21 protein-coding genes are annotated in these 19,201 nt (G+C 50.0%); 13 read left to right on the plus strand and 8 right to left on the minus strand.

Translation table 11 applies throughout. The features are described 5' to 3' along the window. Nucleotides 1–119 precede the first annotated feature (119 nt). Nucleotides 120–1,046, plus strand: coding sequence for a DMT family transporter (locus tag BN3003_RS01430; RefSeq protein WP_082625480.1), 927 nt, complete (start codon nucleotides 120–122; stop codon nucleotides 1,044–1,046). 66 nt (nucleotides 1,047–1,112) lie between these two features. On the opposite strand, the gene BN3003_RS01435 is transcribed toward BN3003_RS01430, so the two are convergent. Continuing rightward, a complete protein-coding gene (locus tag BN3003_RS01435) occupies nucleotides 1,113–1,568 on the minus strand; it encodes a universal stress protein (protein WP_058304960.1) in 456 nt (151 codons plus the stop codon). Between the two features lie 77 nt (nucleotides 1,569–1,645). Between BN3003_RS01435 and BN3003_RS01440 the strand changes: the two genes are divergently transcribed. From BN3003_RS01440 to BN3003_RS01480, 9 genes are all read left to right on the plus strand, one after another. Next, nucleotides 1,646–2,077, plus strand: coding sequence for an acyl-CoA thioesterase (locus BN3003_RS01440; RefSeq protein WP_058304961.1), 432 nt, complete (start codon nucleotides 1,646–1,648; stop codon nucleotides 2,075–2,077). A gap of 10 nt (nucleotides 2,078–2,087) precedes the next feature. Beyond that, the gene (locus BN3003_RS01445) at nucleotides 2,088–2,504 is read left to right on the plus strand and encodes a hypothetical protein (RefSeq protein WP_058304962.1); all 417 of its coding nucleotides are present in this window, start codon (nucleotides 2,088–2,090) and stop codon (nucleotides 2,502–2,504) included. Then, entirely contained in the window at nucleotides 2,501–3,418 is a 918-nt protein-coding gene (locus BN3003_RS01450; protein WP_058304963.1) for a tyrosine-type recombinase/integrase, read from the plus strand. Before BN3003_RS01445 ends, BN3003_RS01450 begins: the two co-directional genes overlap by 4 nt. A 51-nt stretch (nucleotides 3,419–3,469) precedes the next feature. Further along, on the plus strand, nucleotides 3,470–4,489 hold the full coding sequence (locus BN3003_RS01455) for a quinone-dependent dihydroorotate dehydrogenase (protein ID WP_058305103.1): 1,020 nt from the start codon (nucleotides 3,470–3,472) through the stop codon (nucleotides 4,487–4,489). Between the two features lie 247 nt (nucleotides 4,490–4,736). Then, a complete protein-coding gene (locus BN3003_RS01460; RefSeq protein WP_058304964.1) occupies nucleotides 4,737–6,080 on the plus strand; it encodes a Na+/H+ antiporter family protein in 1,344 nt (447 codons plus the stop codon). Between the two features lie 12 nt (nucleotides 6,081–6,092). Continuing rightward, on the plus strand, nucleotides 6,093–6,908 hold the full coding sequence (locus BN3003_RS01465; protein WP_058304965.1) for a phytanoyl-CoA dioxygenase family protein: 816 nt from the start codon (nucleotides 6,093–6,095) through the stop codon (nucleotides 6,906–6,908). A gap of 108 nt (nucleotides 6,909–7,016) precedes the next feature. Continuing rightward, nucleotides 7,017–7,475, plus strand: coding sequence for a DUF441 domain-containing protein (locus BN3003_RS01470; RefSeq protein WP_058304966.1), 459 nt, complete (start codon nucleotides 7,017–7,019; stop codon nucleotides 7,473–7,475). 191 nt (nucleotides 7,476–7,666) lie between these two features. Next, nucleotides 7,667–8,623: a DnaJ C-terminal domain-containing protein gene (locus BN3003_RS01475; RefSeq protein WP_058304967.1), complete on the plus strand. Its 957-nt coding sequence runs from the start codon at nucleotides 7,667–7,669 to the stop codon at nucleotides 8,621–8,623. Between the two features lie 9 nt (nucleotides 8,624–8,632). Beyond that, nucleotides 8,633–8,950, plus strand: a complete 318-nt coding sequence (locus tag BN3003_RS01480; protein WP_058304968.1) for a chaperone modulator CbpM — start codon at nucleotides 8,633–8,635, stop codon at nucleotides 8,948–8,950. A gap of 251 nt (nucleotides 8,951–9,201) precedes the next feature. Here BN3003_RS01480 and BN3003_RS01485 read toward each other — a convergent pair whose 3' ends face one another. The 4 genes from BN3003_RS01485 to lpxB form a co-directional block, all read right to left on the minus strand. Then, nucleotides 9,202–10,050 carry a hypothetical protein gene (locus BN3003_RS01485; protein WP_058304969.1) on the minus strand — a complete coding sequence of 283 codons (849 nt, stop codon included), beginning with the start codon at nucleotides 10,048–10,050 and terminating at the stop codon, nucleotides 9,202–9,204. A gap of 120 nt (nucleotides 10,051–10,170) precedes the next feature. Continuing rightward, a complete protein-coding gene (locus tag BN3003_RS01490; protein WP_058304970.1) occupies nucleotides 10,171–10,536 on the minus strand; it encodes an immunity 22 family protein in 366 nt (121 codons plus the stop codon). Between the two features lie 27 nt (nucleotides 10,537–10,563). Further along, on the minus strand, nucleotides 10,564–11,145 hold the full coding sequence (gene rnhB / locus BN3003_RS01495) for a ribonuclease HII (RefSeq protein WP_058304971.1): 582 nt from the start codon (nucleotides 11,143–11,145) through the stop codon (nucleotides 10,564–10,566). After that, a complete protein-coding gene (gene lpxB / locus BN3003_RS01500) occupies nucleotides 11,142–12,302 on the minus strand; it encodes a lipid-A-disaccharide synthase (RefSeq protein WP_058304972.1) in 1,161 nt (386 codons plus the stop codon). Before lpxB ends, rnhB begins: the two co-directional genes overlap by 4 nt. 459 nt (nucleotides 12,303–12,761) lie before the next feature. On the opposite strand from lpxB, the gene BN3003_RS01505 reads away from it, so the two are divergent. Further along, a complete protein-coding gene (locus BN3003_RS01505) occupies nucleotides 12,762–13,178 on the plus strand; it encodes an NUDIX hydrolase (RefSeq protein WP_058304973.1) in 417 nt (138 codons plus the stop codon). Between the two features lie 82 nt (nucleotides 13,179–13,260). On the opposite strand, the gene BN3003_RS19270 is transcribed toward BN3003_RS01505, so the two are convergent. The 3 genes from BN3003_RS19270 to BN3003_RS01520 all read right to left on the minus strand — a co-directional run bounded on the left by BN3003_RS19270 (nucleotide 13,261) and on the right by BN3003_RS01520 (nucleotide 17,887). After that, nucleotides 13,261–14,595 (minus strand): calcium-binding protein, encoded by a 1,335-nt coding sequence (locus BN3003_RS19270; RefSeq protein WP_058304974.1) that lies wholly within the window; start codon nucleotides 14,593–14,595, stop codon nucleotides 13,261–13,263. A gap of 241 nt (nucleotides 14,596–14,836) precedes the next feature. Further along, nucleotides 14,837–16,642 (minus strand): calcium-binding protein, encoded by a 1,806-nt coding sequence (locus BN3003_RS01515; RefSeq protein WP_082625482.1) that lies wholly within the window; start codon nucleotides 16,640–16,642, stop codon nucleotides 14,837–14,839. 231 nt (nucleotides 16,643–16,873) lie between these two features. Beyond that, nucleotides 16,874–17,887 (minus strand): zinc-binding alcohol dehydrogenase family protein, encoded by a 1,014-nt coding sequence (locus tag BN3003_RS01520; RefSeq protein WP_058304976.1) that lies wholly within the window; start codon nucleotides 17,885–17,887, stop codon nucleotides 16,874–16,876. Between the two features lie 112 nt (nucleotides 17,888–17,999). Between BN3003_RS01520 and BN3003_RS01525 the strand changes: the two genes are divergently transcribed. Both BN3003_RS01525 and BN3003_RS01530 read left to right on the plus strand, forming a co-directional pair. Beyond that, entirely contained in the window at nucleotides 18,000–18,368 is a 369-nt protein-coding gene (locus BN3003_RS01525) for a winged helix-turn-helix transcriptional regulator (RefSeq protein ID WP_058304977.1), read from the plus strand. Between the two features lie 41 nt (nucleotides 18,369–18,409). Continuing rightward, nucleotides 18,410–19,198, plus strand: coding sequence for a hypothetical protein (locus BN3003_RS01530; protein WP_147645297.1), 789 nt, complete (start codon nucleotides 18,410–18,412; stop codon nucleotides 19,196–19,198). Nucleotides 19,199–19,201 lie beyond the last annotated feature (3 nt).

Consider the following 19,201-nt stretch of genomic DNA (forward strand, 5'->3'; position numbering starts at 1 on the left):
AACGAACCTTTTTTACGACATTATTAACTTAAAAATAACTGTTTTCATTGCTCCAAAAAAATCCTTGAAATAACTGACTTTTTTATTTCAATAACTTATGGCATAGTGTGGTTTTTATCATGAAGCACACGACGATGCAGCGACATTATTTCTTGGGATGCATATTGGTGGTCATCGCCGCCTGTTGTTGGGGTTTGATCGGTTTAATGGGCACCCAGCTCAATCAAGCCGGTTTTTCTGGCTTGGAAGTGGCCAGTTTGCGCATCGCCTTGGCTTCATTGGTGTTGATTGTCAGCAGCCCATTGGTGTGGCACAGCTTGCGCCAGTTTCAATTCAAACAATTGCCCATGCTCAGCCTGCAATCCCTACTGGGCGTGTTGATGATGACTTTGTTTTATTTCTTGGCCGTGCAATCGATAGGTGCGGCCTTGGCAGTGGCCTTGTTGTATACCGCACCGGTGTGGAGCGTGATTTTGGCGCACTTTTTACTCGGTGAACGCATTACCCCCATCGGTGTGGTGTTGACGCTGGTCACGGTATCCGGCGTGGCCATGTGTTTGAACAGCGCCGCCCCAATGAATGGCACCGGCATTGTGTATGGCTTGTTGGCCGGATTCAGCTATGCGTGTTTTGGGGTATTGGGCAAGAAAGCCGTCAACAACAACCCACCGAGCTTGGTGTTGTACAGCAGCGTGCTCATCAGTGGGCTGGCGATGCTGTTCACTCCCTTCTTCCACACTGCGGTGGACAAAATGCTGGCAGGAGTAGCGCCTAGCGTGTGGGTGGTGGCAGTGGCGATTGCCGTTATCGGCACTTTGGTGCCTTATGGCCTCTACACCAAAGCCTTGCAATGGATGCCGGCCACACGCGCACAAGTCTTGACCATCTTCGAGCCTTTGACTGCGGTCTTATTGGCCGCAGTGATTTTGCGCGAGCCTTTGGGCTGGTCACAATATGTGGGCATCGCCATGATTTTGGCCGCCGCCTTGTTCAATGCCTTGAATCAACCCAAGCCGAGCATGGCTTTAAGCAGCCAACAAGCTTGATTAATGCATAAATAAGCGGCCTGTAAACTGTTTACAGGCCGCTTTAATCTATTTAAATGAAGGTGATTAAGTCGGTGTGGCCATGCGCAATATCAATACCGGCACACCCGCTTGGCGTATCACGTCTTGTGCCACCGAGCCCATCAACAAATGCTTCACACCGCTAAAACCGTGCGTGCCCATCACCACCAAGTCGCAATGCCATTCATTCAGTTTGCTCACCAGTAAAGACGCCACTTTTTCGCCCACCGCTTCCAACACCGTGTGCTCGGCCTGTACATCACTGTACTCGGCCATAATCGGTTTGGCGCGTTCAAACACCGCTTTGGCCGTGTCGGCGCTGGCCATGGCCAATTCTTCGCTGCGCAGAAAACTCGCGCCCGACCATGAAAATTGCGCCAAATCGACCACATGCACGATGTGCAAGACCCCACCGGTCATGCGCCCCATCTTGCAAGCCTCAACCAAAGCCAATAAAGCGGCCTGACTGTCATCAAAAGGAACCAGAATGTGCTGATACATATTGACCTCCTTGCGCAAATAGCATAAAAACAGCTTAACATATTTCGCACCCCCTGCCAGCCACAAGGACAGCAAACATGAGCCGCGTCAAAATTGATTTACCCAATACTTGGCATTACCAAACCCAAATCACCGTGCAAATTGGTGACATCAATTATGGCAACCATTTGAGCAACGATGCGTTTTTGCGTTTGGCGCATGAGGCGCGTTTGCGCTTTCTCAAACACCACCATTACACCGAGATGGACATAGACGGGATGGGTTTGATTATGGCCGATGCTGCGATACAATTTAAGAATCAAGCGTTTCACGGCGATGAACTCAACATCCGCGTCGCCGTTACCGACATAGGCCGTGCCGGCTTTACCCTTATTTACCTGTTTGAGCGTGCATCTGACGCGCAACAAATTGCCCGAATCAAAAACGGCATGGTATTTTACGACTATCAACAACAAAGTGTTGCCAACACGCCCGCAGCCTTTCAAGCGGCGTTTGCCACTACCGACTGAGGAAAAACCCATGCGTTCGTATCCTGAAAACAGCCCCCAAGCCCGTGCCCGCATTTTAGCCATGTGCTTATTGGCTGACAGCGATTTAGATGAAGAAGAATTGGAACGTTTAAGCGAAAAAAACGTGTACCAATTGGTGGATTTGACCCCATTGGAATTCATGCAAGTGTTGCGTGATTATTTGCACGACTTGAGCAACAAACTCAACACAGCGGAAGCTCGCGTGTCCATGCTTGAGCCTGAGCAAGTGAACAAAATTTTGGCCGAAGTCACCGAGCGCCCAAGCCGCATCGCGGTATTGGCCACCGCCTTGTCCTTATGCAAAGGCGACCATGCGCTAAACCCTGCTGAATTGGCCTTGTTCCAACACATCATGGGCCAATGGCAATTGGACTTAACCGACTTGGAAATCGAAGTCTCTCGATGAGCACCCCGCACACATTGGCCGCATTTCGCGCCCAGATTGCGCCGTTCCTAGAGCGCATGCAGCAACGCAATCTGTCCGAACTGAGCATCAATGCCTATCGGCGTGATTTGCAGCAATTGTGCAGCCTGTTGGCAGAGAAGTTAACTGAAGACCAAGAACTGGCGGCTATGCATTTGCGCCAAGTGTTGATGCGTTTGAGCCAAAAAAGCTTAAACCCTCGCAGCTTGGGGCGCAAAATCAGCGTGTGGAAGCAATACGCGCAGTTTTTGCGCCAGTTTCACGATTGGGAAATTGATTTGAGTGTTGGCCTGAAAGCACCCAAAACCAACACCCGTTTGCCCAAAGCCGTACCAGCCGAACCGCTGAACCAATGGTTTAGCCATGGCGCCGACAAAGACGATGCCATGGCCATCCGCGACCAAGCCATGTTTGAACTGTTGTATGGTTGCGGTCTGCGCCTGTCTGAATTGCGCGCGTTGGATTTGAAAGATGTGCAATTGGAAGCTGGCTGGGTCAGCGTGCAAGGCAAAGGCAATAAGCAGCGCCAAGTGCCATTGGGCTTACAAGCGCGCTTGGCAGTCGAAGCGTATTTGCCTCTCAGGCAAGCCAACAGCAATGAAAACGCCTTGTTTACCTCACGTTTGGGCGCGCGCATCGGCCAGCGCCAAATTCAATTGCGCCTCGATGCGTGGGCACAGCGCCAAAACAGCGACCGCCATTTGAGTCCGCACATGTTGCGTCACAGCTATGCCTCGCATGTGTTGCAAAGCTCGCACAACATCCGTGCCGTACAAGAATTGCTCGGCCACAAACAGCTGTCCACCACCCAAATTTACACCAGTTTGGACTTCAGCCACCTGTCTGAAGTCTACGATGCCGCCCATCCGCGCGCCAAAAAGCACAAGCCCAAATAAGCCGCATCGCTTATAATGGCGGCTGTTCATTGTTTTCAGGCCGCTTTTTATATGTATTCGCTGATTAAACCGCTGCTCTTTCAATTTGACGCTGAAAAAGCCCACCATCTGACCCTAGACAATCTGCAACGTGCGCACCGCTTTGGTTTGCTCAGCCATTTTGGCAACAAAGTAATGCCTTGCCCCAGCACCTTAATGGGTTTGTCTTTGAAAAACCCAGTTGGCTTGGCCGCTGGTTTGGACAAAAACGGCGAATACATCGATGCCTTGGCCGCTTTAGGCTTCGGTTTCATCGAAATCGGCACCATCACCCCGCGTCCACAAGACGGCAATCCCAAGCCACGCTTGTTCCGTCTGCCCGAGCACCAAGCCATCATCAACCGCATGGGTTTTAACAACCACGGTGTCGATGCCTTGATTGCCAATGTCAAACGCGCCAAATTCCAAGGCGTGCTCGGCATTAACATCGGCAAAAACGCCACCACACCGATTGAAAACGCCGTCGATGATTATTTGACTTGCCTGACCAAAGTCTATGATTACGCCAGTTACATCACCGTCAATATCTCCTCGCCCAACACCAAAAATCTGCGTGCCTTACAAAGCGAGGACGAATTGAGCAAATTATTGGGCGCTTTGAAAGACGAACAAGCGCGCTTGCAACAGCAACGCGGCCGCTATGTGCCTATGGCGGTGAAAATTGCCCCAGATTTGAATCTGGAAGAAATCGAAGCCATCGCCCAAGTGGTAACGCAAGTGGAAATGGACGGCGTCATCGCCACCAACACCACCATAGACAAATCGTCGTTGGGCAATCACCCTCTCGCCGGAGAAGCCGGCGGTTTGTCAGGTTTGCCCGTGCGTGCGCAAAGCGAATATGTGTTGCAACACTTGGTGTACGCCTTAAAAGGCAAGCTGCCTGTCATCGGTGTTGGCGGTATTGTCGCTGGCCAAGATGCGGCCACCAAAAAACGCTTGGGCGCCAGCGCCGTGCAAGTGTACAGCGGCATGATTTACCAAGGCCCTAGCCTCATCGCCGACTGCGTGCGCGAGTGGGTGCACACACGCTGATTCAACCCATCTCCCATTTGTACCAAAGCGTCTTCTGCCCGTCAGAAGACGCTTTTTGAACATTTTGGCTAATTTTTTGCCATAAAATTGCCGATTCAAAATTTAGCCAAATGTTTAAATAATTTAAAATCAAATACTTACTAAATTTGAGTTTACTTGTATAGACAAATTCATTGACTTGTTGCAGTGCTCACTCCTAGCATGATTTCATATTTTGAAATCGTCAATGCATTGCAAAGGAAGAAAAATGAATTCTGTTGTGATTGCTGTCTTTATTGTCGTGATTTTAAGTTTGATGCGAGTGTCTGTGGTGTTGTCACTGATGGTCGGTGCCATCATTGCCGGTTTGCTCTCAGGCATGGACATCAAAGCCGTGGTAGAGGCTTTCAATGCTGGTTTGGGTGGTGGCGCGCCCATCGCCTTGGCTTATGCCACGTTAGGTGCGTTTGCGGTGGTGTTGTCACGCACAGGCATTACCCAACACCTGTCCGATTGGCTGATTGGCAAAGTGAATCACAAAGTCACTTTGGGTCAATCGCCGAACAACATCAAATGGGCCTTGTACATCGGTTTAATCTTGGTGGGCTTTACCTCAGGCACCATCATCCCCGTGCACATTGCCTTCATACCCATTTTGATTCCGCCGCTTTTGCATGTGATGAACAAATTGCAATTGGACAGACGCGCCGTTGCCTGTGCCATCACGTTTTCTTTGATTGTGATGTACATGACGTTCCCCATCGGATATGGGGTGATTTACCTCAATGACATCATGATCAGCAACATCAATAAAGCAGGTGCCGCCTTAAATTTCAGCGTGGACAAATCCATAGCCACACCTGCCATGTTGATTCCGTCTTCTGGCATGGTCATCGGCTTAATCATCGCCTTGTTCATCAGCTATCGCAAAAAGCGCACCTATTCCGATTTGCCCATTGAAGGTTTGGACAATGCTGCTGCGCCGCGCGTGCTACAAACATGGCAAAAAGCCTTGGTATTATTGGGCATCGTGCTGGCCTTGATTACCCAACTTTGGACAGGCTCGATGATTTTCGGAGGCTTGGTCGGCTTTGCCATTGTGTCGATGAGCGGTGTCATCAAATGGCAAGAACAAGACCATGTGTTCACACAAGGCATGCGCCTAATGGCCATGGTAGGATTCATCATGATTACCGCCACTGGTTTTGCCGCAGTGATGACGGCCACCGGCGATGTGCCTGCTTTGGTGGAATCTTCCGTGGCCATCATCGGTGACAACAAAGGTTTGGCCGCCTTTATGATGTTGCTCATCGGCCTGTTTGTCACCATGGGCATCGGTTCGTCTTTCTCGACCGTGCCGATTTTAACCGCCATTTATGTGCCCTTATGTGTGTCGTTTGGTTTCTCACCCATGGCGACAGTTGCCATCATTGGGGCGGCGGGTGCCTTGGGTGATGCAGGCTCGCCCGCTTCAGACTCTACCCTCGGCCCCACAGCCGGCCTGAACGCCGATGGTCAACACGACCATATGTGGGACACGGTCGTGCCCACCTTCATACACTACAATTTACCGTTGATTTGTACCGGCTGGATTGCCGCCATGGTTTTATAAAGGAAAACACCCATGTCTACCTCTGTATTTGCAATAGAAGACCAATTGATAGCTGACTTCGCCCGCGATGGCGTGGTGGTGGTGCGCGGCTTGGTGAAGCCCGAAATGATAGAACTGCTGGCCCGTGGCATAGACAAAAACATCGCCACACCCAGCCCGCGCGCCAAAACCGCCAGTCAAGCCGATGACCCCGGCTGGTTTTTTGAGGATTTTTGCAATTGGCAACACATACCCGAATACCGCGAATTCATTTTCAACACACCAATAGCCGCAGCCGCAGCGCAACTGATGCAAAGCCAACAAGTGCGACTGTATCACGACCATACTTTGGTCAAAACCGCCGGTACACAACAGCCAACACCATGGCACCAAGACCAGCCGTATTACAATATTGATGGCCGCCAAAACATCAGCATGTGGTTGCCGGTCGATCCCGTGCCACGCGCCGCGACGTTGGAATTTGTCGGCGGTTCCCACTTAGGCCCTTGGTTGATGCCACGCTCGTTTATGGACAAACAGGCCAAATGGTTCCCCGAAGGCAGCTTGCAAGACTTGCCCGATATTGAAGCCGACCGCAGTGTGCACAATATCTTGGGCTGGGAATTACAACCTGGTGACGCGGTGTTTTTCCACATGTTGGCACTGCACTCATCCCAAGGCTCGGCCACCACCCGTCGCGTCTTTTCGGTGCGTTTCTTGGGCGACGACATCACCCATGCGCCAAGGCAGTGGGTGACGTCACCGGAATTCCCCGGCTTGGCCGAGCGCTTGCCCGCAGGTGCTGCAATGCACGATGAGGATTTGTTCCCCTTGTTGTACAGCGCCTAAAACCCATCTGTTCGTATGTTCGATGCGGCTGCCAGCTATGCTGTTGGCAGCCTTTTTCTTTGTCTGTGAGGCTGTTACCATGTCGTTTTCTTTCTGAAATGTCAGACCATGCCCGCCCTACAATTTGAAAGCAGCTCCATGGTGTTGGTGGCCTTAATTGGCCTCGGCGTCTTGAGCCACAATGCTTCCATCACCATCGCCGCCTGCGTGTTATTGCTGTGCCAACAAACCGCCTTGGCGCAATACCTGCCGTGGATACAGAAGAACGGCCTTAACATCGGCATCATCATCCTCACCATAGGCGTGTTGGCGCCCTTGGCTTCCGGCAGTTTGAAAGTACCCGGTTTTATGGCCATCGTGACCAATTGGCAATTATTGGTGGCCATCAGCGTCGGCATCGTCGTTGCTTGGCTGGGTGGTCGGGGTGTGGGCTTGATGAGTGCACAACCCTTGCTGGTAACCGGCTTGCTGCTTGGCACCATCATTGGTGTGGCGGTATTCCGTGGCGTACCGGTGGGGCCTTTGATTGCCGCAGGGCTGTTGTCTTTATTGGTGCAACCCCATTAAACCACTCCTATAAGCTCTCAATGCGGCCTGTAAATGTTTACAGGCCACTTGTTTGTTTACTTAGCCTTCTTTTCAATGCCCTGTTTGAGCAGCGATTTTTTGCACACAGCGCTTACATCGCTCACGCGCTTGGTTATATACTCAAGGTCAGCTTGTTTACCCATCCCTCTTTTTTCGCAGGACGATGACACATGGCAGACACTCATTACCAAACCTTGGGCGTGGCACGCGATGCCGATGCCGACACCATCAAAAAAGCCTACCGCAAGTTGGCGCGCAAATACCACCCTGATTTAAGCAAAGAACCCGACGCGCAAGAGAAAATGCAGGCGATTAACATCGCCTACGAAACCTTGAGCGATGCTGACAAAAAAGCCGAATACGATTACCTGCTCGACCATCCGCATGCGTTTCAAGGCGGCAGTAGCGCAGGTGGACAGAGCTTTGACAGCAAGGCCTATGAACAACACTTTCACTATGGCGATGGGCAAGATTTCAGTGGTTTTGAAGACTTGTTTGGCCGCTTTGGTGCCGGCTTTGGTGGTGGCAACAGCCGCGCGCGCACGCAGCGTGAGCCACAATCATGGCGCGGCGAAGACCAACACGCCAGCATAGAAGTGGATTTGAGCGTGGCTTACAGCGGCGCCACCCAACAAATCGGCCTCAACATTCCCACTTACAATGCTTACGGTCAAGCCGAAATCCAGCGCAAAACCCTGCAAGTGAAAATCCCCAAAGGGGTGAAACAAGGGCAAAGCATCCGTTTGGCTGGCCAAGGCCAAGCCGGTGTCAACGGCGGCGACCATGGCGATTTGTACATTGAAATCCACTACCGCACACCAGAAGGCATCAGCGTTGATGGTTTGGATGTGCTGGTCAATACCCATGTCTTACCGTGGGAAGCAGCGCTGGGCGGGCCGATTACGGTTAAAACCCCTGCCGGCGAGCTGCAAGTCAACATCCCCGCCGGCAGCCAAAGCGGCAAGAAATTGCGCCTCAAAGGCAAAGGCATACCCAACAGCGCCGAAGCCGGCAATTTGTATTTGGTGTTAAACGTGGTGGTGCCGCCAGCGGTGACCGAGGCGCAAAAACAGGCTTATGCCGATTTGGCGGCTGCGTTTCCCAATTTCAATCCGCGCTCAGCCTAAGGAGGCCGTATGAAACACGTGAGTTTACACCACATCACCATCAGCGAAGTGTGTTATGCCGAAATCGTCGACGGCGCCCACACCTTGAGTTTCGAGCAATTTGTGCACGCCAGCGGCCAGGAGGCGGCGTGGGTATTGCAATTGTTTGAACACGATATTTTAAGCAGCGACACCGCGCCGCAAAGCCACCAATTTGTCAGCGATGAATTGGCGCGAGCGCGCACCGCCTTCCGTTTGCAACGCGATTTCGACGCCAGCTTGCAGGCAGTGGCGGTGATGTTGGATTTGTTAGAAGAAGTACAAGACTTGCGCAAACGCTTGTCTTAAGTATTTGAATAGGCATCAATGCGGCCTGTAAGCCCGATATTAAGGCTTACAGGCCGTTTGTATTGTTATCAGTGCTTTACTTTGAAGCTGCAAGATGTCCACATCAGCAACATCATCAAAGCGCGCCAAAATCAGCGCGCTTCGCTGCGTTCAATCTCTCGCTGTCAGAGCTTCAGCCCAATGGTTAACACATGCACTACTCCATTACAACCCATCAGCCTAACCCATTTTACAGGCCGCTTAAACCCGGTTTAAGTGCCTTGAAACGCCAACATCCGCCATTGCCAATCGCCTTCCAAATAATGTTGCCATGTCGGCACAAACACTTGGTAATCCAGCAAATACACCATGTCTATGGTGTTAACAGCGTGGTCGTTGGGGCGGGTTAAACATTGCACACTTTGGGCGCGGCCTTTGATATTGGGATGGATGCGCGTGGCTGCATACGGCTCACTGGCGCTGCACTCGCCGGTACTGCTGCGCTCAGTACTTGGCACATCCCATAAATAGCGGTAAGCAGTCACGCTGGATTCACGGTAATGCCGTGGCAAGGAGCCATCGGCCAAATAGTCCACTTGCTGCTGCGACAGCGTCGTGCTGATTTCTGAATGTTCACTGCTGTCCATCCACGTGCTCACCAATCCCATGGCAGGGTGGTATATCGCTTCGGCCTCAGTGCGAAAACGCTCCCCACCCATACGGCTCAACACCTGCATTTGCCACAAAGTCGCTTGCCCATTGGGCAAGGGCTGTAATTGGTGTGACATGCGCACGCTGAACGGCACGTTGCCGATGCGGCGTTCGGTGAGGGTTTGCGCCGACAACATGCGGTATTTGGGCGCAGGATAGCGCTGAGTACGCGTGGCCAAATCCTGTTGCAATGCCGGTGTTTGCGCAGCCCAAGTGAACGCGCGCAGCTGCGCCTGAGCACGCGCCCGAAATTCAGCCCGAGCCGGCAGTTTGGCCGTTTGTTGCAGTTTTTGCCAAGTGCTGGCCAACGGTGCAGGCACTGCCAGCTGCCGCCATGCCGCGTCCAACTCCTCCGCCAGCGCCATCTGCTGCCACAACAGCAATCCCACCATCACCCAACTGCGTATCATCGCCAACCCTCCCTCTGATCTGTGCTGCTTCTTATATCACAGTTTATGATTGCCCAGCAGCCAAGCGGCCTGTAAACGCTGATATCAGGTTTACAGGCCGCTATATTATTCAAACATCGCTTAAGGAATGTAGGCGTATTGCCCTATGAATGGCAGCTTGCACGCTTCAGGCGTGCTGATGCGGTTGGGACTGAACACGCAAATCACCGCATTGGCGCTGACATCGGCCGGCAAACGACGCAACCACTGTTCGCCATAAGAAGTCCCATCCAATAATTCAGCCAAGGGCAACACCTCACCTGCCTCCAACAATTCCGCCTCTATGCAATCGGGCTCGTAATCTTGCAAGCCCACTTCGCGCATAAACGCCGACGCTTGCGCATTGACTTGGGCATCGTATACTGGCTCGATATAGCGCTCCAGCGCCTCCCAGCCATCGAAATCGCCGCGGCCGGCAAACACCCACACACTGGCAAAACCTTTCATCGTCTTCCTTTCTGCTGTGGCAACGCCTTAAAACAACTCACGCTGCACCATGTCTTTAATCGGTTTGAAGCCAACGCGGTGTTCGGCCAACACGCCGTATTGTTCCAAAGCGGCCAAATGCTCGGGCGTGCCATAGCCTTTGTGGCGGCCAAAGCCGTATTCAGGATACAGCTTATCCAGCGCATACATTTCGGCATCGCGCGCGGTTTTGGCCAAGACCGAAGCGGCGGAAATCACCGGCTCACTCAAATCGCCTTTAACAATGGCACGCGCCGCATACGGCAATTCGGGCGGTACACGGTTACCATCTATCAACACCTCATGCGGCGCCAGATTTAAACCCAGAATCGCGCGTTTCATCGCCAACATGGTGGCGTGCAAAATATTCAGCGACTCGATTTCGGCAACATTGGCCGAAGCAATCGCATAAGCCAAGGCCTGTTCTTTGATTAAAGGCGCCAGTTCATCGCGGCATTTTTCGGTCAGCTTTTTGCTGTCGGTGAGTTTGGGCAAATCATAATCGGCGGGCAAAATCACCGCGGCGGCAAACACACTGCCGACCAACGGGCCACGCCCTGCTTCATCCACCCCTGCAAACAATAGGGTCACGGTAAGGCTTTCGCTTCTGCCAATACGGCATTGGCAGCGAGTTCATCGGTATTCAATTTTAAGCTCAGGTGCAGCTCGGTGAAAGCGGCCTGTAAGTCTTGCACTTCTTCCGGATGGTCTAGCCAATGCACCACTGCTGCGGCCAGCTTGGTCGGCGTGGCATCTTTTTGCAACAATTCTGGTACTGCACCGCGACCGAGCAAGATGTTCGGCAGACCGACATGTGGCACTTTGATTTTGTGTTTGACCAAACGGTAAGTCAAACCGGAAATCTTGTAGGAAATCACCATAGGTCGTTTGCACAAAGCCACTTCCAGCGTGGCCGTGCCACTGGCCACCAACACCACATCGGCGGCGACACAGGCCAAAGTCGCGTGTGCCGACATCACCCGTACTGGCAGTTTTTTATACTGATCTTTGTCCAACAATTCCAATAAACGCTGGCGCGTCGCTGTGGTGGCGGCCGGTATCAAGAATTGCGCGTTGGGGTAGGATTCCAAAATCAATGGGATGGTATCGAGAAACACCGTGCCCATGTAATCAATTTCGCTGACACGGCTGCCCGGCATCACCGCAATCACTTGCTCGGCTTCTTCCAGCTTTAATTGACGGCGTGCGCCCTCTTTGTCAGGCTCTAAAGGCAGAGTCTGCGCCAACGGATGGCCAACAAAATCGGCTTTGCCACCGGCGGCTATGTACAGCTGCGGCTCCATTGGAAACAGGCACAACACACGATTGACTTGGTGCACGATTTTGTTCACGCGCTCGCGCCGCCACGCCCACACCGATGGACTGACATAATGAATGGTCGGAATACCGGCGGCTTTAAGCTTTTCGGCCACACCCAAATTGAAATCGGGCGCGTCTATGCCAATAAACACATCCGGCCGCATGGCGGTTAATTGCGCCACCACGCCTTTGCGGATTTTCAAGATGCTCGGCAGGCGTTTCACCACCTCGGTAAAACCGCGCACCGCCAAGGCCTCTTGTGAATACAGGCTCTCGCAGCCCTCTTTTTGCATCAAAGGCCCAGCGATGCCAACAAAACGACAATGCGGATAATGCTGTTTCAATGCCGCAATCAAATGCGCACCCAGCAAATCACCCGATGCTTCGCCAGCGATTAAGGCGATGGTAAGAGGACGTTGTGTACTCATGTAGCCTAGACTATCCGAAAATAATCCGCCATTTTAACTGAAATTTACTTCTGTGGTTTTGTGTCCGCTTAAATTCGCTTATGTTGTGGCAACATCGCGCAATAAGGCTTTGCATCCACTCACAAAAATGTCATTGAAATATTGTCACTCGGATGGCTTGCCTAGAGTTCAGTCTGATGAATTCACCAATCATAAAGCAGGCGCTGACTCTAATGCCCAAAATCCGTACACCTGTGCGTTCCTATGTGTTCATATGGCAATACTGCCATTGTTCATGGCCAACAGTGCCGCCCACCATCACACAGACACTCCTGCTTGCGATGCAACCAAGTTCTCATAAGCGGCCTGTAAATCACTTACAGGCCGCTTGATACGATGCATAAGTTCCAACGTGACGGCGATTCATCCATATGTGTATCATGCACTCCTCTTGACCGTTAATTCTGCCCACCCAACACCATGACCCAAGCCCACACCCTCGCCACCGCTGGCCTCATCATCGTGCAGCATAAAGCTTTGCTCTTGGCCTACAGCAAACACAAACAGGCGTGGTATTTGCCCGGCGGCAAAATCGATGCCGGCGAAACCGCCGAACAAGCGCTGCTGCGTGAAATCAACGAGGAATTGTCTCTGAACTTAGACACCACCCGCCTGCGCCATTACACCCACATCAGCGCCCCCGCTTATGGCGAATACCCAGCCATCACCATGGAACAAGACTGTTTTGTGTATGACTTAGGCTGCGACACCTTCCAAGCCCAAGCCGAAATCGGCGCCGCCCGTTACTTTACTTGGGATGAATTCCAACAACTGGATACCCAAGTTGCCGGCGTGATTCAAGTGTATGCGCACTTACGCGCAGATGGCTGGGTATAAAGCCTGTGCCATAGACACAAACAAGCGGCCTGTAAATCATTACAGGCCGCTTAAAATACAGAGCAAGGTATGTATTAAACAACTAATTGCTTGCAGCCACCAATGAAGGTGTGTTGTTACTATTACTCACAACAGCACTGCTACCACTACCGGCACTAGAACCCATAGCACTCATAGCAGAAACCAACATGGCTTTCACTTGATCAGCACTAATGGTTTTATCATCAAATACAAAACGCTTACTATCTGCGCTTAAGGTTTCATTAAAAAACTCACGCACTGTCACTTTGGCTCCACCACCGTAACCATCTATGACCAAATTATCACCAAATTGGCTAAACCTTACGACACTACTATTGGTTTTCAAAAACCGTAATGTATCCACTGCGGTGGTATCGTCCGTATCTATGACTGCATCAATACCATGACCACTGGCAAAATTATAAGTATCGGCATCATTGCCAGTTCCGCCGTACAACAAATCGTTCCCCATTTGCCCATTTAAAGTATCACTACCCGCATTACCATTCAAACCATCATCACCATTACCACCATTAAGAATGTCATTGCCATCACCGCCTTGTAAGACATCATTGCCCTCCAAGCCATGCAATATATCATTGCGACCATTACCTAGTAAGATATCAGCAACATTACTTCCCATTAAAGTATCTGGATCATCCGAGCCAGTAATACTAAAACGCAATGCTCCAGACTGCATATACTTCAAATCCAATAGCATATCCTTAAATTGAAATTGCTTGGTATGTGCAAACAAACTGGAATTAAAATAGTTTTCAACCACCACCTGACTCGAGGTATCGTATTTGATGATAAGATTTTGATTAGCACGGGAAAATGTTGCATTAGTGCGATTGATATTGTCAAACACCAAAGTATCTACGGTAGTTTTATCATCAGTATCTATAAGCAAATCCACACCATTGCTTTGATAAGCGGAGAAATAATAAGTATCGGCATCGTTGGCAGCTCCCCCATACAACACATCATTGCCAGCACCTCCATACAACACATCATTCCCCAACCCACCATTCAAGGTATCGGTACCCAAATCCCCATACAATACATCGTTTCCGTCCTCACCTAACAACACGTCATTACCAATCTCACCATACAAAGTATCGTTACCTATACCTCCAAATAGTTGATCATTACCACTACCACCATATAGTTTGTCATGCCCAACTTCTCCTTTTAAGATATCGTCGCCTAAGCCACCATATAAGGTATCATCCCCCCATCCACCTGTGAGTATATCGTTCCCAGAACCTCCATCTAAAACATCATTCCCCAAGCCTCCGAATAATTGATCCGCACCTGCATACCCATAAATGGAGTCATTTTCGCTGGCACCTTGCAAAATATCGTCTAATAAAGTACCCCAGATCACAGCCATGATTAACTCCTTTAAAATCAAACAACAACCATAATAAATGCACTTTATTTGATTCTAATCAAAGTTATTTTAAAATACAACCAATTGATTTGATTTATATTATAGAGAGTAAAAATACTATTTTCATAATTTATTTTATCTATTTTTATCTATTTTTATCTATTTAAAATTGAATGTATCCTTCAAATACAAACGGCCTGTTACAATGTACAGGCCGCTATTTTTAATAATAGATGATGATTTACACTGCTGCTGCCATTGTATTGGCTGGAAGAGTATTAATACTCGCACTGGCAACAAGCGTCGTATCGCCACTGCTCAAACTCGCCACAGCCGTTTTCAAAGCTTGTGCTTGCTGCAGTAATGCAGGCACTTGCGCGGCGGTAATGGTTTTGTCGGCAAATTGGAATTGCTTGCGCCCGGCTTTGACGCTGGTGTCGTAAAACTGTTTAACCGTTACTTGATCGGTCGCGCCATATTTAACGATTAAATCCTTGCCGGACCTACTGAAAGTAGCGGCGGCGCTGTTGATGTTACTGAAGCGCAAAGAATCTGTCGCGGTGGTGTCGTCCGTGTCTATCACCACATCACGACCTGCACCAGCTTGAAACAAATATAAGTCGATGTCATTGCTGCTACCACCGTATAAAACATCATCTCCCGTACCACCACCCAAGGTGTCGTTGCCAGCATTACCATTCAAGCCATCATTGCCGGCATGACCAATAATATTGTCATTGCCATTGCCGCCCTGAATGACATCATTACCCTCGTAACCATAAATAATGTCATTGCCATTCAAACCGTATATCGCATCGGCAACTTTACTGCCATACAGTGTTTCAGCTGCCGCCGTGCCATTAAGGGGAACGCGGATGATACCCGACTGCATGTCACTCAAGGTCAAAGTCTTGTCGCTGAAGACGAATTTTTTGTTGTGGGCATTAACAGTATTGTCAAAGTAGCGCCACACCAACACACCATCATTGTCTGTACCATAACCACTGATGGTTAAGTGAGTATTCACCCCTGAAAATTTCACTTGAGTACTGGCGATGCCACTGAAGCGGATGGTATCTGTCGCCGTCGTATCATCAATGTCATAAATCTCATCCGCACCCGAACCTTTAGACACTATGTAAGTATCGCTGTCATTGCCCTCGCCACCCTCTAGCTCGTCATCACCCAATTCTCCTATCAAAGTATCATTGCCGAGTCCACCGACCAGATAATCGCGCCCACCACCACCATATAAGGTATCGTTTCCAGCTTCACCATACAAATCATCAACGCCCAAATAACCGTATAAGGTGTCATTACCAGCTCCCCCATACAAATCTTCAGACACATTGGAGGCCCGTATCACATCAGCGCCACTGCTTCCTTGCCAATCGGCGAAAAAGGCAAAGAGTTGCATTTCCTGCAATGAATACATATGCCCAGCAAAATTTAAATTCTTACGGTAGGCTTGATTGGCATAATTGAAAAAATCTTTGATGACGGTGGTGTTATTGGCATCGTCTGCATCAAGTACGCGCAAATCAAATCCCACTCTTTGAAATGAGTAGTCAAAACTGTTGATAAAATTAACCGTATCAATGGCAGTGGTATCGTCACTGTCTATGACGGTGTTATAGCCTTTATCCAGTGCATACAAATCAGTGTCGTTGCCACTGCCACCCAATAATTGATTCGTGCCATCACCACTTCTGAGCCAGTCATCACCAGCACCACCATCTAAATAGTCATCTCCCTCTTCCCCAAACAGTGAATCTACCCCTGCTCCCCCACGCAAGACATCATTGCCAAGGCTCCCCACAAGATAATCATCACCCGTGTCACCCCATAACACATCATTGCCAGCGCCTCCTTCTAACCTATCATCGCCGTCCCCACCGTACACGGTATCGTTTCCTGCTCCAGCATCAAAATAGTCTCCACCATCATACCCGTACAAAACATCATTTCCCGCATAACCATACAGATTGTCACGCCACCCTGTACCCTTTAACACATCGTTATTTTCCGTACCATAGTAAGAACTCATGATGCCACTCCCATTCAGTTGGTGATTAAAATCAGCTGCTTGTAGTGTTGGCTATTTTAATTGGAGTAATCCATCCAATTCAAGCCATGTTTTTGTTTTAGCTGGCTTTAGAAATAAATACCTAATCCCCTGCCTTACCTGTGGCAGATATTTTTGCTCACTCACAAGCCTACGCAATAAAAAAAGCGGCCTGTAATGATTTACAGGCCGCTTTTATTGAAACTGAATGCATTACCAACCTTGCAACACGATTTTGCCTATGCTTTTGCCGCTTTCGATGTCGCTGTGCGCTTGTTTCAGGTTGGCAACATTGATGGGGCTGATGACTTTGTTCAGCGTGGTTTTGATTTTGCCTGCGTCGATGAGCGCGGCGACTTCGGTCAGTATTTCATGTTGGCGCTGAATGTCGGCGGTGACGAACATACCGCGGGTGAACATGGATTCCCAGTTCAGTGAGATAGATTTGGCTTTAAACCATGTCAATTTTAAATTTTCAGGCTCATCTATCATCACCAATTTACCCTGCGGCGCCATCAAAGCGGCCAATTGTTCAGCGTAGTCGTCAGTGTGTTGGGTCGAGAATACCCAACTTGGGGCCGGCAAACCGGTTTTTTGCCATTCCTCCAGCAAATTATTGCGGTGGTCTATGACCACGTCCGCACCCAATTCTTGGCACCACGCTTGGCTTTCAGGGCGCGAGGCGGTGGCGACCACGGTCAAGTCGGACAATTGTTTGGCCAGTTGGATGATTTGTGAGCCGACACCACCTGAACCACCGATGACCAATAACACCCGATTGCGCATGTTACTGCTCACATTCACTTGCAAACGGTCAAACAAGCCTTCATACGCGGTCATACTGGTCAATGGTAAGGCTGCGGCTTGGGCAAAATCCAAGCTGTGCGGTTTTTTGGCGATGATGCGTGCGTCTACCGCTTGGTATTCGGCATTGCAACCGGCACGGTTGACCACGCCAGCGTAATACACCTCGTCTCCCACTTGAAAACCGCTGACATCTTTACCCACCTCGGTGATGACACCGGCGGCATCCCAACCCAAAATACGGGTTTCACCGGCAGGCGGTGCACCAAAATTACGCACTTTGATATCAATAGGATTAACCGCGATGGCGGCGATTTTCACCAATACCTCATGGGCGGCGATGGTCGGCATGGCGGCCTCAAAGGCAAACAATGAGCGCTCGTCAGCGATGGGCAACGATGTTTCAAAACCTATGGCTTGCATGGCAATACTCCTTGATGGACAGTGCTGCTATCATAGCGTGAACCCTGTGTTTGCGTAAGAACGCACTTAATCGACAGCCAGTGTCTTATCCGACACCATACAAGAGAACACCATGAGCAAGTTAAAACACGAACATTTTGATTGCGCCGTTGGCTGCAGCGTCGAAGCGACGTTGGAATTGATAGGCGGCAAATGGAAAGGGGTGATTTTGTACCATTTGCTGCAAGAATCGGTCTTGCGCTTTAGCCAATTGCAAAAGCTGTTTCCCAATTGCACCCAACGCACGCTCACCAACCAATTGCGCGCCTTGGAGGCCGATGGTTTTGTGCTGCGGGTGGTGTATGCGCAAGTGCCGCCCAAGGTCGAGTATTCGCTGACCGAACGCGGGTTAACTTTGGCGCCAGTAATATTGGCGTTGAAGGCTTGGGGTGATATGGAATTGGGTAAAACCACCGCCACCGAACACGCAAGCGGCCTGTAAACACTCTCAACCTGAAAAAACCCTCTGACAATGCGAGCCTTATGGATACACCACAACGCCTTTTTGCCTTTCTTGAGAGCAACCGTGTTTACAATCACGAAGTACAGCAAAATTACTATCGGCATACCTTGTCCCAACACACCACGTTGACGCAACGGTTGTATTGTTTATTGCACAGTGTTGTTCACACACAAAGCCGACCTAAAATGGATGCCATTGGCCCATTTTTTAAACAGTATTTTGCTTGTCACAGCAGCATTGAAACTTTTACCGATTTTGTTCGATTTTTGGAGCAAGGCACTCCGCCTAGCAAAGCAAAAATTGACCCCAACACCCAGCCTTATTTACACCTCTATGATGTTGTAAACAAACAAAAAGGTTGGGGGCCCAAAACTGCTGCACTGTTGGTTAAAGCACTCTACCACCTTCATTCCGACCACTACGCACCCGAGCTGGCTATTTTTGCAGCTTTCCCTGAGTTACAAACAGATGACCGACTGTTTTTACCTGTTGACTCCGTCATCACCCATGTTTTCAAAGTGGATTTAAAAGTGGATTGCCCTGCCAACTTCAATGGCATCAATGCATTTTTACAGCAGCGCTACAATGCAAAACAGATGGAAGTTTGGGATGATTTGTGGTTTTGGGGATACATCACCCAATCCACCAAAAACTCGTCAAGATACAGCTCTGGCTTCAACGAAAATAAATACTGGAGCAATCTCTACACCAATAAGCAACTGGATTTGCCTCTGCTCAAACTTAAAATTGATGAGTACCTGGAAATTATTAACGCGCCCTCTGCCCAAGCAATCACAAGCGGCCTGTAAACA

Source organism: Vitreoscilla massiliensis (assembly GCF_001457815.1).
Classification (GTDB): Bacteria; Pseudomonadota; Gammaproteobacteria; order Burkholderiales; family Neisseriaceae; genus Vitreoscilla; species Vitreoscilla massiliensis.

Bases quoted from the DNA above. Each gene is read 5' to 3' on its own strand.
- BN3003_RS01430 (WP_082625480.1), top strand. From the start codon at position 120: ATGAAGCACACGACGATGCAGCGACATTATTTCTTGGGATGCATATTG.
- BN3003_RS01435 (WP_058304960.1), bottom strand. From the start codon at position 1,568: ATGTATCAGCACATTCTGGTTCCTTTTGATGACAGTCAGGCCGCTTTA.
- BN3003_RS01440 (WP_058304961.1), top strand. From the start codon at position 1,646: ATGAGCCGCGTCAAAATTGATTTACCCAATACTTGGCATTACCAAACC.
- BN3003_RS01445 (WP_058304962.1), top strand. From the start codon at position 2,088: ATGCGTTCGTATCCTGAAAACAGCCCCCAAGCCCGTGCCCGCATTTTA.
- BN3003_RS01450 (WP_058304963.1), top strand. From the start codon at position 2,501: ATGAGCACCCCGCACACATTGGCCGCATTTCGCGCCCAGATTGCGCCG.
- BN3003_RS01455 (WP_058305103.1), top strand. From the start codon at position 3,470: ATGTATTCGCTGATTAAACCGCTGCTCTTTCAATTTGACGCTGAAAAA.
- BN3003_RS01460 (WP_058304964.1), top strand. From the start codon at position 4,737: ATGAATTCTGTTGTGATTGCTGTCTTTATTGTCGTGATTTTAAGTTTG.
- BN3003_RS01465 (WP_058304965.1), top strand. From the start codon at position 6,093: ATGTCTACCTCTGTATTTGCAATAGAAGACCAATTGATAGCTGACTTC.
- BN3003_RS01470 (WP_058304966.1), top strand. From the start codon at position 7,017: ATGCCCGCCCTACAATTTGAAAGCAGCTCCATGGTGTTGGTGGCCTTA.
- BN3003_RS01475 (WP_058304967.1), top strand. From the start codon at position 7,667: ATGGCAGACACTCATTACCAAACCTTGGGCGTGGCACGCGATGCCGAT.
- BN3003_RS01480 (WP_058304968.1), top strand. From the start codon at position 8,633: ATGAAACACGTGAGTTTACACCACATCACCATCAGCGAAGTGTGTTAT.
- BN3003_RS01485 (WP_058304969.1), bottom strand. From the start codon at position 10,050: ATGATACGCAGTTGGGTGATGGTGGGATTGCTGTTGTGGCAGCAGATG.
- BN3003_RS01490 (WP_058304970.1), bottom strand. From the start codon at position 10,536: ATGAAAGGTTTTGCCAGTGTGTGGGTGTTTGCCGGCCGCGGCGATTTC.
- lpxB (WP_058304972.1), bottom strand. From the start codon at position 12,302: ATGAGTACACAACGTCCTCTTACCATCGCCTTAATCGCTGGCGAAGCA.
- BN3003_RS01505 (WP_058304973.1), top strand. From the start codon at position 12,762: ATGACCCAAGCCCACACCCTCGCCACCGCTGGCCTCATCATCGTGCAG.
- BN3003_RS19270 (WP_058304974.1), bottom strand. From the start codon at position 14,595: ATGGCTGTGATCTGGGGTACTTTATTAGACGATATTTTGCAAGGTGCC.
- BN3003_RS01515 (WP_082625482.1), bottom strand. From the start codon at position 16,642: ATGAGTTCTTACTATGGTACGGAAAATAACGATGTGTTAAAGGGTACA.
- BN3003_RS01520 (WP_058304976.1), bottom strand. From the start codon at position 17,887: ATGCAAGCCATAGGTTTTGAAACATCGTTGCCCATCGCTGACGAGCGC.
- BN3003_RS01525 (WP_058304977.1), top strand. From the start codon at position 18,000: ATGAGCAAGTTAAAACACGAACATTTTGATTGCGCCGTTGGCTGCAGC.
- BN3003_RS01530 (WP_147645297.1), top strand. From the start codon at position 18,410: ATGGATACACCACAACGCCTTTTTGCCTTTCTTGAGAGCAACCGTGTT.